Below are 15,537 nucleotides of genomic sequence, written 5' to 3' on the forward strand. Positions count from 1 at the left end.
AAGGATTTGGCGACTTAGTAAATATACACAAAACTTTGAGCAAGAACTAAAACCCGTATTAATTTTAGCCGGTGTTACCTAACGTTTTATCTTTTAATAGTAAGATTAATGTTTTGATTATTCAGAATAGCTTCAAGTTCTTTCGTTGTCTCATTATTTGAGACTTTGTCAACTTTTAAAATTGATGGTTTCAATTGGTATTTGTTTTTGAAATAAATTATTGTTGTTAAGTCATATTTTTCAATAATTTTCCTGACAATAGTTATTCCGATTTTGTAGTTTGTTAGATCTTCAATTTCTAATATTTGTGGTTGTAAATTTTTATATGTTTTAATACATAGATTTTTATTTTTGAATCCCTTTGTTCTGCTTTTTAATCCTTTACTTTCAATAAAACTAATTGTTTCAATATTTTCAATTTTTATAGTTTTTTTATTATTGTAAATATTCTCAGTTTTAAAAATATTATCTGTTTCAGAGAATTTAATAATATTTAAAAATCTTCTTTGAGCTAAATATAGTAATGATAGAAAAAAAAGAAATACAAAAATTACTACAGCGAATTTTACGAATAAATTGATTTCGGGAACTTTAATAAGCATTAAACCAAAAGCAGCACCCATAATCGAAGAAATCATAAGATTCATTGTTATTGGGTTTGTTCCGTATCTTCTTAAAATTATCATTTTTTTACGATGTTAGGTAACGGTTTTGTATAAAAATCAGTTTGTGAGAAAACAGGCCTAGCCTTTTCGAACGAGCTGATTTGACATGGTTTAAAAGTACAGAACATTGAGAAAGAAACCAAACACAAATTGTTTTTATGCGTTGTTGCCTTTTAGCAGTATACATTGTTGTTTTCAATTCAGCGTAACTACTTTAAAATCTAATAAAATTATATTTCAGCTATTAATATTTTTATAAAACATAAATTCTCAAAAACTCAGCGTTATTACTAGAATTCAAACACACAGTTATAAATTCAGATAAAGAATGAGTTTTTATTAATTAGAAATTTTTCAAAATTTTTAGATTAAATTCAGCGCTGCTACGATATTTGAGTGTTTTGAGCCAATAACTATCGTTTATGAAGATGCATTAAGGATTTACAATTTTAAAAGCTTAAACCATTCAATTAAAAGACAAGTTTTCAAGTTTAGAAATTTTCAAAAAAAATGCGGAGTCACGTGATTTCAATTTTCTGAGAAAAGAAACCGTTTCGGTAACTGCGAAATTTCGGACGAAATTTGCGCTGTTAAAGGCAACGAGATTGTGTATGATTAGTAGGGCGAGGTATAGACTAAGACTTACATAATCTCGTAGATTGGGAAAGCAAATAATTTTATAAACTAACACTAAGCCCTATTAATTATACACGGTGTTGTAACCCGTTTTTTTATGTCAGATGTTAAAATTGATTGTACTAAAGATGATGTAATAATTTTAGATATAACATTTTTATTGTCAGGTAAAACTTTCAAGGAATCTGAGAAAATTTTATTTAACACGATTGAATTTATGAAAAAAACATATTCGTTAGATATGGATGAAAAAAAATATAAAAACTTAAGACAACAAATGGTAAAAGATGCTACTGATTAAACATTTTATCAATATCGTGTCTAATTTTCAAGTTTTTTAATGCAACCTCTAATTCCTCTTTCATACTGTCATTGGAATTTTCAATAACTAACATCACATTCCAGTTTTCACCATTTTTGTGTTGTTGTTCTAGTTCTTCTTTGTAGTAGGGATTTTCTTTTTGATTAGCCACTAAATGAGAATGATTTATTTTCAGTGGTTTTAGTTCCGAAATAATTTTTTTGATTTTAAATTCTCGACCTTCTTTACCAAATGGATAATATGACTTACCAACAAGATAATCAAATTCTTTCTTTAGTTTTTCTGATTTTAGTTCAATGTACATAATTTTTTATTTAGTTCTTTATATATTAAGCAAGTGAGTTTCAGTTAAAATTAGTTTCATCAAAGGCATAGCAGTACGACTCACTATACCGAACAAAACTTTCTGTAAACAGACCATTGTTCATTCACTAATTTTATTTCGCTCACTTGCTATTTTTATTCCTATCTTCAATTTCCTTCTGTTTCTTTTTTATCAGAAACATCCGTTTTGCTTTTTATTATTTTCATTCTCTTTACTATTCAATTTTCCATTCCGACGTTCCTGCACATTCTTAAAAGCTTGCAGTCTGGCTCTTTCGTGTATTGTCATTTTATTACTACCGCTCACTTTTTAAATGGGTTACAACGGGTTTGGCTAGGATTAGTACGGGAAGAAAAGGAGCAGAGCCTTTTCGAGCACGGACTAAGCCGAAGCCTTTTTTTTTTTGGTTTTATTTTTTCTATTACAAAGCCAAATCAAAAAGGATTTGGCGACTTAGTAAATATACACAAAACTTTGAGTAAGCACCAAAACCCGTATTAATTTTAGCCGGTGTTGTATGCCGTTTTTTATTCGCTTTCTAAAAAATCAATAAGAATTTCATTAAAAATTTCCGTTTGATCTATTAATGGTAAATGACCCGCATCTTGAATTAGATGAAGTTTTGCATTTGGGATTATTTTAGCAGTAGCTTCACCATATTCGACAGAAAATAATTTATCGTTTTCCCCCCAAATAATAAGAGTTTCATTTTTTATTTGCTTTAATAATTCTTCGGGAATTTTAGATACTGCAGAACCTCGACCTTGTTTAAATGCATTTTTACCTCCTTTATCTTTGATGACTGCAATTGAGTAAAGACTATGGTTTGGATCTCTTTTTGATGGAGTATGAAGTATATAGGGAGAATTAAAACGATTAGCCAGTGATGAAGGAAAACTATTCATCCATATCATTCCAATCATAGAACCAAAAGATGCTTTAGCTCCTAAACCAGCAGAATCAACTAAAACAAGTTTGTCAACCATCTCTGGGTTGTCTATAGTAAATTGTAAGGCAATAGCTCCACCTTGAGATAATCCAACGATATGAGCTTTAGATATTTTCAATTCTTTCAGGAAGCTTTTTAGCCATTTTGAAAAATATGGTCGGTCATAAGGAGCATTAGGTTTGTCAGATTCTCCATATCCAATAATATCAGGAGCAATTACTTGAAACTTTTTAGATATAGGACCAATCGATGGATACCAAGTAATTGCTCCAGCTCCACCTCCGTGGAGAAAAATTACAGGATAACCATTTCCTGCTGATAAGTAGGCTGTTTTAACAGAGTCAACAGTAATTTCTTTTTGTTCAACCGATTCTTCTATTTTTTCAATTAGATTTTTTCTATAATCTATTTTATTCGTTTTTTTCAAGATTTTATACTATTTATTCGTTTTTTTAAATGGCATACAACGGTTTGTATAAGAATAGTAGCCGACTTCGGAACTCGAATTTTTCAAGCTACAACTAAATATTACGCGGGCTACAATGTTCATATTTACTGCTATTTAGGCTATTATTTTTATACTTTGTTGTACACAGTTATTTTTCTTTTTTCATTTTAACTCCTTCTGAAAATATTTTCATACAAATTGTTGAAATATATAACATAGACATATTCAATTTTCCATTTTCAGGAATCTCTCCGTTTTCATTTTCTTTAAAAACATCTTCACTAATATTTAGTTTTTTGAAAGTTTCAGATTGAAAGAAATCTTTATATGGTTCAAATCCTTTTATAAAGTCAGCAAATAGTTTTTCATCATATTTCAACTTATGTGCGATTGAGTTTCTAAGTTTATTTAATAGTTTTAATTCCGAGTACAGTTTTGCGTTATTCTTAAAGAGTCCCAATGTTTTCGCAATCTCAATTTTATTTGAATAAGAAAATTTTACTTTCTCAAAATTTAGTTTCTCTACCGAAGTCATTTCAATGAAAAAATGAAGAGAATGTTCTGTCAAAATATGTCCTTTTAAAATTAAATAGTCAACATCTTTTATGTCAAACATATGAAATAGGAACTTGTCAATTAAAGGATATTCTTTTTCTTCTTTATTCATTTTTAGATTGTTCATTTTTTATACAATGAGAATGTTTTAATTATTTGCCCTGAATATTCCATTCTGGATTGAAATGAGCAATTAATTCCAATTCAATGGTTGTCCTGAGATTGTCGGGTTTAATAAGCACTGTTTTAAAAGTTATCTCATTCCCTTTTTCAAGTTCTTTACTTACCATATTCCATTTCGAAACAGTTCCGTTTTGAACATTATTTTCATTGACAGAGTAAGATTTACCAAACAGATGTTGGTCAAGACGAGTTTTTATACCAATAGCCTGTCTCTGACCAATATATTTTAAATTTCCATTAGAATACAAAAAATAGATATTTCCAATCGCTGACAATCTATCCTCATTAGTTCTATTCATAAAAGGAACCTTTTCCATTTCAGCAATTACCTCCTTTGTTATTACATTAATTTCATTCTGAAAATTCATCTTTCTCTAATTGTGTACAACGGTTTTGGCTAGGCTTTGTGCGGGAAGAAAATCGCCAAGATTTTCGGACACGTACTAAGCCGAAGCTTTTTGTTTGGTTTTGTTTCTTTGGTTTTCACAAAGCCAAATCAACAAGATTTGGCGACTTAGTAAATATACACAAAACTTTGAAGTTAGCACAAAACCCGCATGAAGTTTAGCCGGTGTTGGGTACTGGTTTTTATCGATTAATTATTGAATTCCAAAATATTCCCATTTGTCCTCTTTTTTCATATTCAAGAAGTTTTGAAGGTTTACTTTCATTTTTAGGCACGTATTTTTTGTAATTAAATGTATCAATATATAAATCAAATAGGTAATTATCTTGAATGTAAAAACTTGTCATCCATAATAATTCTTTGTCGATATTTTTGGAGCAAAAAACAATTTTTAAATTACTCAATATTAAATTTTCATTTTGTTTATTAAGATTTCGTATTCCTGTAAGATAATCAGGTTCAACATAACAGTACCACTGTATGAACAATCCACGTTTTAACGCTTCAATATTTTTTTCTGATAGGATTGCATAATTTTCGTGAATTAGAGCATATTCATTAAATATTTCATGTTGACTTAATCCAATTTTCGATTTAGATTTTTCTTTTTTTGATAATTCAATAATAGCTGAATAAAGTTCATTTTCTCTCTTAGCTAAATTCTCTAATTTATCATTAATATTAAAATTTTCAGGAAGAGACATTTTTTTCAAATTTTTCGTTTTCAACTTGTACCCAACGTATTTTGCTATGGTTAGTGCGGGCTTGAAAATCGACAGATTTTCGGACAAGTACTTAGCCAGAGCTTTTTGTTTGGGTTTGTTTCTTTTTAATTTCACAAAGCCAAATCAACAAGATTTGGCGACTTAGTAAATATAGACAAAACTTTGGGAAAACACTAAACCCGCATTAACTATGAGCAGTTGTTGGCTAAAGTTTTTCTTTTATATATTTTTCTGATTCAGACAGAATTTTATTAATAGAGTTTTCAGATTTCATAACTAGATATTTTATAGAATTATTTAAATAAGATGGAACGCTTTCAACTATGTATAGTTTTTTATTAATTACATGGCAGTGAAAATGAATTTCGCATAAGTTTTTAATTTTGTCCTCTAAGTGTGAAATATCGAGATATATGTTTAGTCTATTAGTTTTTTGGCCAGGAATTGTACAAGCATAGTAATGGAAAATTATAATTCGATTATGAATAATGAATTTTAATTTATTATCATTAAGAATTTGTGCTTTACCATATTTTCTTTCAAGTAGAGAATACACTTTATTTCTTCTTTTTGATATTTTTTTAGGAACAAAAATTTTGTTATAATAGTTAACAAAAATTATTATTAAAAGTATCGTTATAAAAAATATAATATTAAAGGGTTTATATAAAATGAGAGTTAAATTCATAATTTAATACAGTGTTGGCAAAAGTTATTTTATTATAAATTTTGTTCCATTCCAAAAAGCTCTGAAATTTACATTCGTAATTCCATATACATCAATTATCTCGACTGTAGTTCCTTGTTCTGGTAAAATTAAATTAGGCCAAAAAACTTCTTCATAATTCAATTCACTGTACTTTCTAAGGGCTTCACATTTTTCATAAAATTCTTTCCAGGGAAATATGTCAAAGCGGTTTTTCCATGTATTAGTAATGCTATTAAATTCGATAAATCCATAAGAACAAGTTTGAATTGGAGGTTCTCCGCAACCTAGGATAAAACCAATAATATCAATGTTATTTGTTCTGTCTTTAAATAATGCCATTTCAATATTATCGAATGGCTGAGCTATTAAATAACCATACTTCGTTACGATTTTACCATTTGTTTTTCCTCTTACCGCTTTTTTTCTGAACTCTTCAGAGTCATTAAATATTGGTATTTCAGTCTCGAATAATTGTTTTGGGAGTAAAAGATAATAATCTAGTATGTTTTTAGTTTCTTTTCTGGATATGTCTAATTGCCACGAATCAAGTTTGTGATTTTCTACATTAAGAATATTTTCTTCCTTAATTTGTGCTTTCACATTCAACGTTGATACTAATAATATTATTAAAAACGTGTAATTTAGGTTTTTCATAATTTTTGCCAACGGTCTCGGCTATGAGTAGTTGCGTGGTTTAGCACTTAACTTTGCAAGTACACACCAAGCTGAAAATCCTCGCGGATTTTCAGAAGTAGGCGAGAACAAGCAATTACTTATAGCCATTGTTGTGCGTTCGTACTTATTTTTTCATCAATGTCTGTAAACTCTCTATTTTATTTTGCAATTCGTCAAATGTTATTATTTCCACATCTCGACTATTACTCCTAAAAAGCTCAAAAGAATATTTTTGATTATCGTTCAAGTCCTTTATACTCCCAATAAGAACAACGCATTTTGAATTGAAAGTCTCAAAATCCGCTTTACTTTTTACCTTTGTTTGGTAAAATTCTTTTTGAAAATTGTCTCTCTGATTTAAGACTTGAGCAATACAACCTGTTAAATCTTTAGTTGCACTATAAACATCTTCCCCTCGATAAGGACTATTGTCCAAAAGTTTAGTTTTGTGAGTTTTGATTTCCAAAAAAGAAACATTGTCGCTTAAACTATTTTTGATTAGAAAGTCATTGAATTTACCATTTTTATTGTCAATATTTTTTCCGCCAACATAAGCCTCGTCTTTATATAAAATTACAGGTTGTGCAAAAATTGAAGAAAAAATCCAGCTGTCAGTTTTTAAGAATTCTTGCCATCTTTTTTCTAAAGATTCGCCATCAGTTACTAATTTCATTAAATCTCTGTAATTTCCAATAATACCTTGAATATACTTGCTGTCAACAATTTCTTTAGTCTTTAGTAAAGATTCGTCTGTAAGAAAGTCCGTTGTTAAAGAAAGTTTGTCAAAAAGGTCAAGTATTGATTTCTTATCAGCTTTCGAGAATTCGTCAATTGAATGTCCCCAATTTGATAGAGACAAAGAAATTGTATTAGGAATATAAGTTGCTTTCGGTTTTTCTATTTCTGTGGGAAATAAATCGTAAAGAACTTCGTCTAAAACAGAATTCACTTCTGCATTATTCTTCTTAAAAATTACGTCAAACGAATCGTGAATTTTCTGCAAACTCAAATCGGATAAGTATAGTATATGGTTTTTTAAGTCAAGTTCTGTTTTACCATTTTTTTCTACGATAACTTCTTTGAAAGTGTAATTATCGTTTATGTGAAAAGCAAAACGATTAAGTTTTTTCGTAAATCCATATCCGAAATTTACCGATTTAACAATACCAACTGGTAACTTACCTTTAAAACCGTGAAATGAGAATTTCTTTATAGTTTTATATTTATCTCCACCTTCAAATCCTCTTGGGAAATGAACAATTAAGTCCTTTTTCTTATATTCAATTTTAGACTTTTGCTCAACTTTATTTTCGGTATCGTGAAAGAAGTATATCTTTTGAGTGGCAGTTTCCTTTTTTATTTTTTCTCCTTTAAATTCCTTCATTTACTCTGTTTTTGGGTATGACGCACAACGGTTTTGGCTAGGATTAGTACGGGAAGAAAAGGAGCAGAGCCTTTTCGAACACGGACTAAGCCGAAGCCTTTTTTTTGGTTTTAATTTTCTTATTACAAAGCCAAATCAAAAAGGATTTGGCGACTTAGTAAATATACACAAAACTTTGAGCAAGAACCAAAACCCGTATTAATTTTAGCCGGTGTTAGCATTTGTTATTTTTTGCAATGTCTATTTCGTAAAGTTAAATTTAGCTTCCTATCTTTTTTTTCAATAACCAACGTTTACCTAATTCTACTTTACCACTTGACCAAATGTAACTATCTGCAAATAAAATACTATAACCTCTATATGTTTCTCCTAATTCGCCAACATTAAATGTATTTAAAAAATGTTTTAACGTTTTCAATGCTTTAGATGTAGAGTATGTTTCATCTAATTCAAATTGTGGACAGGATAAAATAGGTATAAAACCATAATCTCCAAATTTAGTATAACTATAATCAACGCATTGTCTCATGTAATTTAATTGATTATTTAGTCTATCTATTTTCGTAGGAGATTTAAATTCAAGACCAAAAACAATGTTTTTATTTTTCCAATCACTAGTGTCTTTGGGTTTTATAATTGCATCAATTCGTAACTTTTTTCCTGTAATATGTATTCCAGAAACTTCTTCTTCAATGGTAAAATGCTGCTCAAGTTTTTTTAGCCAATGTTTTTTAAACTCAGATTCATTTTGCTCTTCGTATTTTGAATATTTTTTAGGTCTTCCCATTTAATATTTTTTAAGAGTTAATCAATTTTGTTATAATAGCTTATAATGCTTTTTATTGAGGAACTTATTTCTCCATTATTATACGTATCTGTATAAACGGTTAAAATATTATCTTCATAAGAATAATCTCTTCTTTTAGTTACTAATTCGCCTTTATTGTAAGTTTCTAAGTTTATTTCTCTTCCTTTCTCATCGTAAGACCATACAGAATGTATTGTTAGATTTTCATTTTCATCGTATGATTTTACTGAATTAAATTTAATGTAATTATCTCTATAGTCAATAATTGATTTAGTTGATGAAGTTATTTCTCCATTGTTATATGAATCTGCATATACGGTTAATACATTATCTTCATAAGAATAATCCCTTCTTTTAGTGACCAATTTTTCCTTATTATAAGTTTCCAAACTTATTTCTCTTCCTTTTTCATCATAAGTCCATACAGAATGTATTGTTAGATTTTCATTCTCATCATATGATTTTATTGAATTAAATTTAATGTAATTGTCTCTATAATTAATTATTGATTTTCCTGATGAAATTATTATTCCATTATCATATGTATCTGTATGCACTGTTAATATATTATCTTCATAAGAATAATCTCTTCTTAAAATTGAATAATTATTTTTATTTGTAGTTTTAGAAGCTATTTCTCTACCTTTTTCATCGTAATTCCATTCGGAATTTATTGACAAGTTTCCATTTTCATCATATGTTGATGTTGAATTTAATCTGATCCAATTTAAATTTCTCTCTGTTGATTCTTCATTTGAATCTTGAATAGTTCCATCTTCTATTTCCGTTTCATTATCTAATTCTGTAGGATAAGAATCTTTTTTTTCGCAATTAATTAGAAATAATATAAGAAATAATGTTAAAATTATATTTTTCATACTGTTGGGATTAATAAATGCTAACGGTTTTGGCTAGGCTTTGTGCGGGAAGAAAATCGCCAAGATTTTCGAACACGGACTAAGCCGAAGCCTTTTTTTTGGTTTTATTTTTCTATTACAAAGCCAAATCAAAAAGGATTTGGCGACTTAGTAAATATACACAAAACTTTGAGCAAGAACCAAAACCCGTATTAATTTTAGCCGGTGTTACCTGCCGTTTTTATTTAGTTCTAATATTAATCTCAATGCCATTTCTTCTGCTGTTTCTATTTTTAAATTTTTATCAAAGTAGCTTTCTTCAAATTCAATTTTCCAATCGAACTTTTCAACAGGTAAATTATAAGCAAAACCTTCTTCAGATTTTCCCCATTCTCCATATGGAGCAAAGTCTGATTTAGCAACGTTGTATTTTTCAAATCCTTGAAAGTTTTTAGATGAATCACAATAGATAAATATTTTGATAGCATCTAATTCCTCAGTATTGAAAAATTCAGCAGTTAAATACTTGATATTATAGATTATTTCTTCTTTGGACAAAAAATCTTCAATATTAATTGATATTGCTTTTCGTTTTATTTGAGAAAAATTTAGTTTCTCAGTTTTAATTATTTTATAAGATTTAGTGAAATTTCCATTAGGATATTCTATTTTTCCTAAAGGTGTTCTTTTTCGTGAATCATATACTAATTGAACTGCTTTATCAAGAGTTCCTTTAGAGTCTTTTAATTCATTATATAATTTTATAACATCAGTTTCTCTCTCAATTCCTTGTGCCTTTTCAAATAAAATAAGTTTCTCAATACTTAGTTTTGAAATAGCTTGAAAATTGTCCTTAAATGGCAAATAAATTTGATTAGAAGAAAAGCCTAAAATTTTAACGTTATCAATTTTTATAGGAATACATCTATTTTCTTTATTTCGTTCTCTAATAATATCCCATTCATATCTCGTCCATTCTTTTCGTTTATAATTTTCTGATAGAATTACAATTACTTGTTTAGATTCAGAAAATAATTTATCGAAAAATTCTTCTCCATTTTGTCCAATTAAATTATGAAGTTCATTGGGAGCAAAAAATACGCTATAATTTGCATATTTTTCTTTTAGAGCATCATGAATTCCTTTAGCAATTGATTCTTCTTCACCAGCGTATGATATTGCAAAATCATATTTGAAATTTTCTTTATCGTTCATTTTTAATGGCAGGTAACGTTTTTGTATAAGATTAGTGTGGGAGGAAGACAATCGAAGAATTGTCAGCCGAGCCACAAGCTTATACTTATTTTGTGGTTTTTATTTTGTCGACCTAAAAATACTCAAATAAGAATAAGCGACCATATAAACAGACACAAAACTTTGGGCTTAAACTAAAAACCCCACATTAATTTTATACGGTGTTGTGCTTTCGTACTTTTATATTCGTAATTTTTAATTTTGCTTAAAAGAATATTTTTCTAATATTAATGAAGCATTTTCATCATCTTTTTTTGAGTTATAAAAATTCAATGCTTGTTGACTTATTGAATTAATTACATTTGAAGATGATCTTTTTGCTTTTTCATAAGATTCTCTTGTTTTTCTAGTGTCTCTAGTAATTGGAATAGATTCATTTCCACTTGGGTTTTTGATATAATCGATAAATTTAATTTCACATTTATCTTTTATTAAGTCCTCTACACATAAACATTCAACGCTGTCATAAGATGTCAGATATACAGATGAAATTGCTGATGAAATATCTAAATAATCATTTTTATCACTTATTAAACGGAATTCGTTTTCACCTTTCCAGCTTTCTTGTTTGATAAAGAAATTTTCTTTAGCATTTCTTTCTACAAAATTCTTAATATCTTTTTTAGTTTTTAATTCAATCGGAAGAGTAACAACGTTTTTAACAGCAGGAAAATATTTTACAATATCTTTCAAAAAATTGTTCGGAATATTTAGTTTTTTATAATCAAATTCAATACAAACACCTTTTCTTTTATCTCCATAAACTCCCCACATAAGAGGCGACATACACCCTTTAATATAAGAGTCATAATCCATTGTAAAACTTAATTGCTTATAAGAAGTTCTAATGTCTTTATAAGCAAATATTAGCGGTGTTTGTTGCGGGCTTTCAGTTTGAATATTACCATTCATTTCCAAAAGATCATTAACTTCTGTAAGTTCTCCAAGTTTTAATTTCTTTGTACACCAAATTTTGACAAAAGTATTGAAGGAAGTATAGTGGTATAATTTTTTGTATTGCTCTTCTCCTTTTAGTTTTTTTCCAGGAAATTTTCCATTTACAGTGTAAGTTCCCATAGTTTATAATTTCTTGGTTTTGTTTTTTGTATGAAGCACAACGGTTTTGGCTAGGCTTTGTGCGGGCTTGAAAATCGCCAAGATTTTCGAACCTGTACTAAGCCGAAGCTTTTTGTTTGGATTTGTTTCTTTGGTTTCACAAAGCCAAATCAACAAGATTTGGCGACTTAGTAAATATACACAAAACTTTGAGAAAGCACAGAACCCGCATTAAGTTTAGCCGGTGTTAGCAAATGTTTTTTATCTGTTAATTTTATTTATTTCATTCGTCTCATTAAATTTTATAATAATATTTAGAAACTTTATTTTTCAAAATAAGATTATTCATTTTCTTCAATAGTCACCTCTCGAATTGTGCCAAGTTTAGGATTATCGTATGTTGAATTATTTGTAATATTAATTGTTACATTAAGTCGTTCAATAACATCACTAACAGACAGTTCAACTGTAGGGAAAACAGTAACTAAAACTTCATTTTGGTTAGTACTTTCTTCATTATCCTTACATAAGAGTGATACGTTAACTTTATCAGTTCCATATAATGAAATTCCAATTATAGTATATCTTTTTCCTAAATTACAAAGTTCTGCTATTTGATTATAATTAATCCCTGCAATATCGGCAGAAGCGTGTCCAATTCTATCGTTGTACTGTACTGATGGTTTCATAATTTTTTGATTTATATTAATAATATTTATTTCAAATTAAGCAATTTTTTCTCAATATTTGCTAACGGTTTTGGCTAGGATTAGTACGGGAAGAAAAGGAGCAGAGCCTTTTCGAACACGGACTAAGCCGAAGCCTTTTTTTTGGTTTTATTTTTCTATTACAAAGCCAAATCAAAAAGGATTTGGCGACTTAGTAAATATACACAAAACTTTGAGAAAGCACTAAAACCCGTATTAATTTTAGCCGGTGTTGCCACACGTTTTTACGAGACATATAAATTAATTGTTTCAACTATAATCCACTTTTTTTTTTCTTTTTAAAATGCACTTTCAGACCATATCCCCCTAGTCTATGTTTCAAAAAACTAACTCTTATTGTACCAAATGTTTCGTCCAAGTTAATTTCAAAATCATTAAAAGACATCATTCCAATAATTTTATTTTCAGGATGTTTTTTCCTGATTTTCTTCAATTCAAGAAATTCAGAGATAATTTTTACTTTAATTTTTATTTCATTTGTATTTAAATCTTTCAATTTAATTTTGAAACTATTTTTAGGGGATTGAGTTTTCAGTATCCCATCCGTGTTATTGACTGAGTCTACAATTTCATGTATAATTAATTCACCTTCATATATTTCAGGCACAGACTTTTTCATTTTTTCTATCCATTTTTTTTTCTCTTTTTGATAGTCGATAGAATTCTTCCAATTCTCAATAGCTTTCGTAACGTTTTCTGGCTCTGATTTGTCAAAGAAGTTACTTTCTTTTAATTTTTCGATAGTGATTGGAGGAGGTGGAATAGAAGTTATTTCTCGGTCAAGTATAGAATTGATAATTAAAGGTAAAACTTCGTAAAGAACTTTATTTTCTTGAGCTTGAGTAAAAGACAATATTAATAAAAATGAAAAAGTTAAAAAGTGATTTTTTTTCATATGTGTGGCAACGGTTTTGGCTAGGATTAGTACGGGAAGAAAAGGAGCAGAGCCTTTTCGAACACGGACTAAGCCGAAGCCTTTTTTTTGGTTTTATTTTTCTATTACAAAGCCAAATCAAAAAGGATTTGGTGACTTAATAAATATACACAAAACTTTGAGCAAGAACAAAAACCCGTATTAATTTTAGCCGGTGTTAGCAAAAGTAATTTATTTCAATATGAATATTTTGTTTTCAGGAATACAAGCTTTTGCAAATAAGTCCCCGAATTTTGTCAAATATATACTTGTTTTTCTATGAATCCCTGTTTGTTTTCCTTTGTTACTATCTTCACTGTTTTCAAAAATTGGTTCTTCAGAAGAAACGATCCATTTTAACAAGTTTAAAGATTCTAAATGCGAGATATACATATCAAAATGTTCTGAAAAAACTATATTTTCTTTAGGAGATGTGTCTTTAATTACATTTGAGTTTTCAAATCTAATTTTCCCATCTTCTTTCTCAATTAAATCCATTGTATATTCATATTCTATTGGATTTTGAGAGATGTTATGTAAAAGGAAAGCTTCATCGGGTGAAAGTTGCTCTATGATATGGAAGAAAGCTGGATGAGCTTCATTAATTCTTTCTTTGTCAATAGCTCTTTGTAAAAGGGAAAGATATAAATCAGTTAAATAATTTTCATCTTCTAAATACTTTAGCCTATCCATAATTGGGCCGCTTAATGATGTGGGAGCTTCAATTTGTCTTTCCTCAGGAACACCTTCTCTTACTTTATTTAGATGCTTTGTTAATCTGTCCTGATATGCTCCTAAGTACTGAATCGGAGCAGTAAAAAGTCTTGCAGCTTTTATGAAATCAGTTGATGTTTTTCCTGTTTCTTGAACGGATTCAGATAGTCCGTCTTCATATATTTTTTTAATAGTATCTGCTCCTAGAATATTTGCGAATTTTTCTATTCCTTCAATTGACATTGGTTTGTTTTTATTTTTGCTAACGGTTTTGGCTAGGCTTTGTGCGGGGTTGAAAATCGACAAGATTTTCAGACACGTACTAAGCCGAAGCTTTTTGTTTGGTTTTGTTTCTTTTGGTTTAAACTAAGCCAAATCAACAAGATTTGGCGACTTAGTAAATATACACAAAACTTTGAGAAAGCACAGAACCCGCATTAAGTTTAGCCGGTGTTGTAGTGCGTTTTTTAGATAAAGTATCTAATTATATTAAAAAGACCATAAGCAATTAAGAGATAACCTAATATTGTGAATTTCTTTCCATGCTTTTCTTTTTGCTCATTGAATTTTTTTAGACTTTCGTCATTTTTTGCTTTAGGTGTTTTATATCCACCATAATACAAGACACAATAAACTCCTCCGATTATAGGAATTAATTCTCCAATAATTCCAAATATACTCTGCATCATTTTATTTTAAATCTTTTGTTTGATTCGATTATTTCTCCAGACTCTGTTTCAGTAGAATATTCTATGATAATATTTTTAAACTGATTTATATTGTCGATATTTTCAATGACTATATTCTTAATTAATTCAATTTTTGAAATTCTTTCAATACTGTTTTTTCCTTTACTAGCATTCTCAAGTGTTATGACTAAATTATTTTCTGAAATTTGATTAGATTCATTTGTTTGTTCACCAATAAAAATTCTTTCGGATTTCCATATTTCAAGTATGCTATTCTTTAATATTTCACCATTTTTTTTAAATGAAACACTTTTTAAATTATCAAAATTATGCGTTCTAAAAGATGATGAATTAGATACTTTTATATTTGAGAAATCAAGTTTAGATTTTTCATTTTCTTTACAAGAAATAAAAATAGTAGTTACTAATATTAAGGTAAATATTTTTTTCATAAATGCACTACAACGGTTTTGGCTAGGATTAGTACGGGAAGAAAAGGAGCAGAGCCTTTTCGAACACGGACTAAGCCGAAGCCT

General features: G+C 28.7%; 18 protein-coding genes. 1 reads left to right on the forward strand and 17 read right to left on the reverse strand.

Annotated elements, in window-relative coordinates; translation table 11 throughout:
* Positions 1 to 86: 86 nt before the first annotated feature.
* Entirely contained in the window at positions 87 to 686 is a 600-nt protein-coding gene (locus tag Q4548_RS16075) for a hypothetical protein (protein ID WP_303456873.1), read from the reverse strand.
* Between the two features lie 712 nt (positions 687 to 1,398).
* Between Q4548_RS16075 and Q4548_RS16080 the strand changes: the two genes are divergently transcribed.
* Positions 1,399 to 1,602: a hypothetical protein gene (locus Q4548_RS16080; RefSeq protein ID WP_303456875.1), complete on the forward strand. Its 204-nt coding sequence runs from the start codon at positions 1,399 to 1,401 to the stop codon at positions 1,600 to 1,602.
* On the opposite strand, the gene Q4548_RS16085 is transcribed toward Q4548_RS16080, so the two are convergent.
* From Q4548_RS16085 to Q4548_RS16160, 16 genes are all read right to left on the reverse strand, one after another.
* Positions 1,592 to 1,927, reverse strand: a complete 336-nt coding sequence (locus Q4548_RS16085) for a hypothetical protein (RefSeq protein WP_303456878.1) — start codon at positions 1,925 to 1,927, stop codon at positions 1,592 to 1,594. The two genes, Q4548_RS16080 and Q4548_RS16085, sit on opposite strands and share 11 nt — an antisense overlap.
* A gap of 548 nt (positions 1,928 to 2,475) precedes the next feature.
* Complete coding sequence (locus tag Q4548_RS16090) at positions 2,476 to 3,324, reverse strand: alpha/beta fold hydrolase (RefSeq protein ID WP_303456881.1); 849 nt, start codon at positions 3,322 to 3,324, stop codon at positions 2,476 to 2,478.
* Positions 3,325 to 3,493: 169 nt separating this feature from the next.
* Positions 3,494 to 4,012: a hypothetical protein gene (locus Q4548_RS16095; RefSeq protein WP_303456884.1), complete on the reverse strand. Its 519-nt coding sequence runs from the start codon at positions 4,010 to 4,012 to the stop codon at positions 3,494 to 3,496.
* Between the two features lie 40 nt (positions 4,013 to 4,052).
* Positions 4,053 to 4,451 carry a hypothetical protein gene (locus tag Q4548_RS16100; protein ID WP_303456887.1) on the reverse strand — a complete coding sequence of 133 codons (399 nt, stop codon included), beginning with the start codon at positions 4,449 to 4,451 and terminating at the stop codon, positions 4,053 to 4,055.
* Between the two features lie 220 nt (positions 4,452 to 4,671).
* Positions 4,672 to 5,193, reverse strand: a complete 522-nt coding sequence (locus Q4548_RS16105) for a hypothetical protein (RefSeq protein ID WP_303456890.1) — start codon at positions 5,191 to 5,193, stop codon at positions 4,672 to 4,674.
* A gap of 733 nt (positions 5,194 to 5,926) precedes the next feature.
* Entirely contained in the window at positions 5,927 to 6,577 is a 651-nt protein-coding gene (locus tag Q4548_RS16110; protein WP_303456892.1) for a hypothetical protein, read from the reverse strand.
* A 145-nt stretch (positions 6,578 to 6,722) separates the two neighbouring features.
* Positions 6,723 to 7,982, reverse strand: coding sequence for a Shedu immune nuclease family protein (locus Q4548_RS16115; RefSeq protein ID WP_303456896.1), 1,260 nt, complete (start codon positions 7,980 to 7,982; stop codon positions 6,723 to 6,725).
* Between the two features lie 259 nt (positions 7,983 to 8,241).
* A complete protein-coding gene (locus tag Q4548_RS16120) occupies positions 8,242 to 8,769 on the reverse strand; it encodes a hypothetical protein (RefSeq protein WP_303456899.1) in 528 nt (175 codons plus the stop codon).
* 17 nt (positions 8,770 to 8,786) lie between these two features.
* A complete protein-coding gene (locus tag Q4548_RS16125; RefSeq protein ID WP_303456903.1) occupies positions 8,787 to 9,668 on the reverse strand; it encodes a hypothetical protein in 882 nt (293 codons plus the stop codon).
* 207 nt (positions 9,669 to 9,875) lie between these two features.
* Complete coding sequence (locus tag Q4548_RS16130) at positions 9,876 to 10,862, reverse strand: toll/interleukin-1 receptor domain-containing protein (protein ID WP_303456905.1); 987 nt, start codon at positions 10,860 to 10,862, stop codon at positions 9,876 to 9,878.
* A gap of 234 nt (positions 10,863 to 11,096) precedes the next feature.
* A complete protein-coding gene (locus Q4548_RS16135; protein WP_303456908.1) occupies positions 11,097 to 11,978 on the reverse strand; it encodes a DUF2971 domain-containing protein in 882 nt (293 codons plus the stop codon).
* Positions 11,979 to 12,298: 320 nt separating this feature from the next.
* On the reverse strand, positions 12,299 to 12,646 hold the full coding sequence (locus tag Q4548_RS16140) for a hypothetical protein (RefSeq protein ID WP_303456910.1): 348 nt from the start codon (positions 12,644 to 12,646) through the stop codon (positions 12,299 to 12,301).
* 292 nt (positions 12,647 to 12,938) lie between these two features.
* Complete coding sequence (locus Q4548_RS16145; RefSeq protein WP_303456912.1) at positions 12,939 to 13,580, reverse strand: hypothetical protein; 642 nt, start codon at positions 13,578 to 13,580, stop codon at positions 12,939 to 12,941.
* Positions 13,581 to 13,790: 210 nt separating this feature from the next.
* Complete coding sequence (locus Q4548_RS16150) at positions 13,791 to 14,555, reverse strand: Abi-alpha family protein (RefSeq protein ID WP_303456918.1); 765 nt, start codon at positions 14,553 to 14,555, stop codon at positions 13,791 to 13,793.
* A 224-nt stretch (positions 14,556 to 14,779) separates the two neighbouring features.
* Positions 14,780 to 15,001, reverse strand: a complete 222-nt coding sequence (locus tag Q4548_RS16155) for a hypothetical protein (RefSeq protein ID WP_303456921.1) — start codon at positions 14,999 to 15,001, stop codon at positions 14,780 to 14,782.
* Positions 14,998 to 15,537, reverse strand: a 540-nt coding sequence (locus tag Q4548_RS16160; RefSeq protein ID WP_303456924.1) for a hypothetical protein, incomplete at its 5' end; no start/stop codon positions are given. The genes Q4548_RS16155 and Q4548_RS16160, both read right to left, overlap by 4 nt.

Source organism: Wenyingzhuangia sp. 2_MG-2023, from assembly GCF_030548295.1.
Taxonomy (GTDB): Bacteria; Bacteroidota; Bacteroidia; order Flavobacteriales; family Flavobacteriaceae; genus Wenyingzhuangia.

What these genes read in the sequence shown, in the direction of transcription:
- Q4548_RS16075 (WP_303456873.1), bottom strand. Translation starts at nt 686, where the DNA reads ATGATAATTTTAAGAAGATACGGAACAAACCCAATAACAATGAATCTT.
- Q4548_RS16080 (WP_303456875.1), top strand. Translation starts at nt 1,399, where the DNA reads ATGTCAGATGTTAAAATTGATTGTACTAAAGATGATGTAATAATTTTA.
- Q4548_RS16085 (WP_303456878.1), bottom strand. Translation starts at nt 1,927, where the DNA reads ATGTACATTGAACTAAAATCAGAAAAACTAAAGAAAGAATTTGATTAT.
- Q4548_RS16095 (WP_303456884.1), bottom strand. Translation starts at nt 4,012, where the DNA reads ATGAATAAAGAAGAAAAAGAATATCCTTTAATTGACAAGTTCCTATTT.
- Q4548_RS16100 (WP_303456887.1), bottom strand. Translation starts at nt 4,451, where the DNA reads ATGAATTTTCAGAATGAAATTAATGTAATAACAAAGGAGGTAATTGCT.
- Q4548_RS16105 (WP_303456890.1), bottom strand. Translation starts at nt 5,193, where the DNA reads ATGTCTCTTCCTGAAAATTTTAATATTAATGATAAATTAGAGAATTTA.
- Q4548_RS16110 (WP_303456892.1), bottom strand. Translation starts at nt 6,577, where the DNA reads ATGAAAAACCTAAATTACACGTTTTTAATAATATTATTAGTATCAACG.
- Q4548_RS16115 (WP_303456896.1), bottom strand. Translation starts at nt 7,982, where the DNA reads ATGAAGGAATTTAAAGGAGAAAAAATAAAAAAGGAAACTGCCACTCAA.
- Q4548_RS16120 (WP_303456899.1), bottom strand. Translation starts at nt 8,769, where the DNA reads ATGGGAAGACCTAAAAAATATTCAAAATACGAAGAGCAAAATGAATCT.
- Q4548_RS16125 (WP_303456903.1), bottom strand. Translation starts at nt 9,668, where the DNA reads ATGAAAAATATAATTTTAACATTATTTCTTATATTATTTCTAATTAAT.
- Q4548_RS16130 (WP_303456905.1), bottom strand. Translation starts at nt 10,862, where the DNA reads ATGAACGATAAAGAAAATTTCAAATATGATTTTGCAATATCATACGCT.
- Q4548_RS16135 (WP_303456908.1), bottom strand. Translation starts at nt 11,978, where the DNA reads ATGGGAACTTACACTGTAAATGGAAAATTTCCTGGAAAAAAACTAAAA.
- Q4548_RS16140 (WP_303456910.1), bottom strand. Translation starts at nt 12,646, where the DNA reads ATGAAACCATCAGTACAGTACAACGATAGAATTGGACACGCTTCTGCC.
- Q4548_RS16145 (WP_303456912.1), bottom strand. Translation starts at nt 13,580, where the DNA reads ATGAAAAAAAATCACTTTTTAACTTTTTCATTTTTATTAATATTGTCT.
- Q4548_RS16150 (WP_303456918.1), bottom strand. Translation starts at nt 14,555, where the DNA reads ATGTCAATTGAAGGAATAGAAAAATTCGCAAATATTCTAGGAGCAGAT.
- Q4548_RS16155 (WP_303456921.1), bottom strand. Translation starts at nt 15,001, where the DNA reads ATGATGCAGAGTATATTTGGAATTATTGGAGAATTAATTCCTATAATC.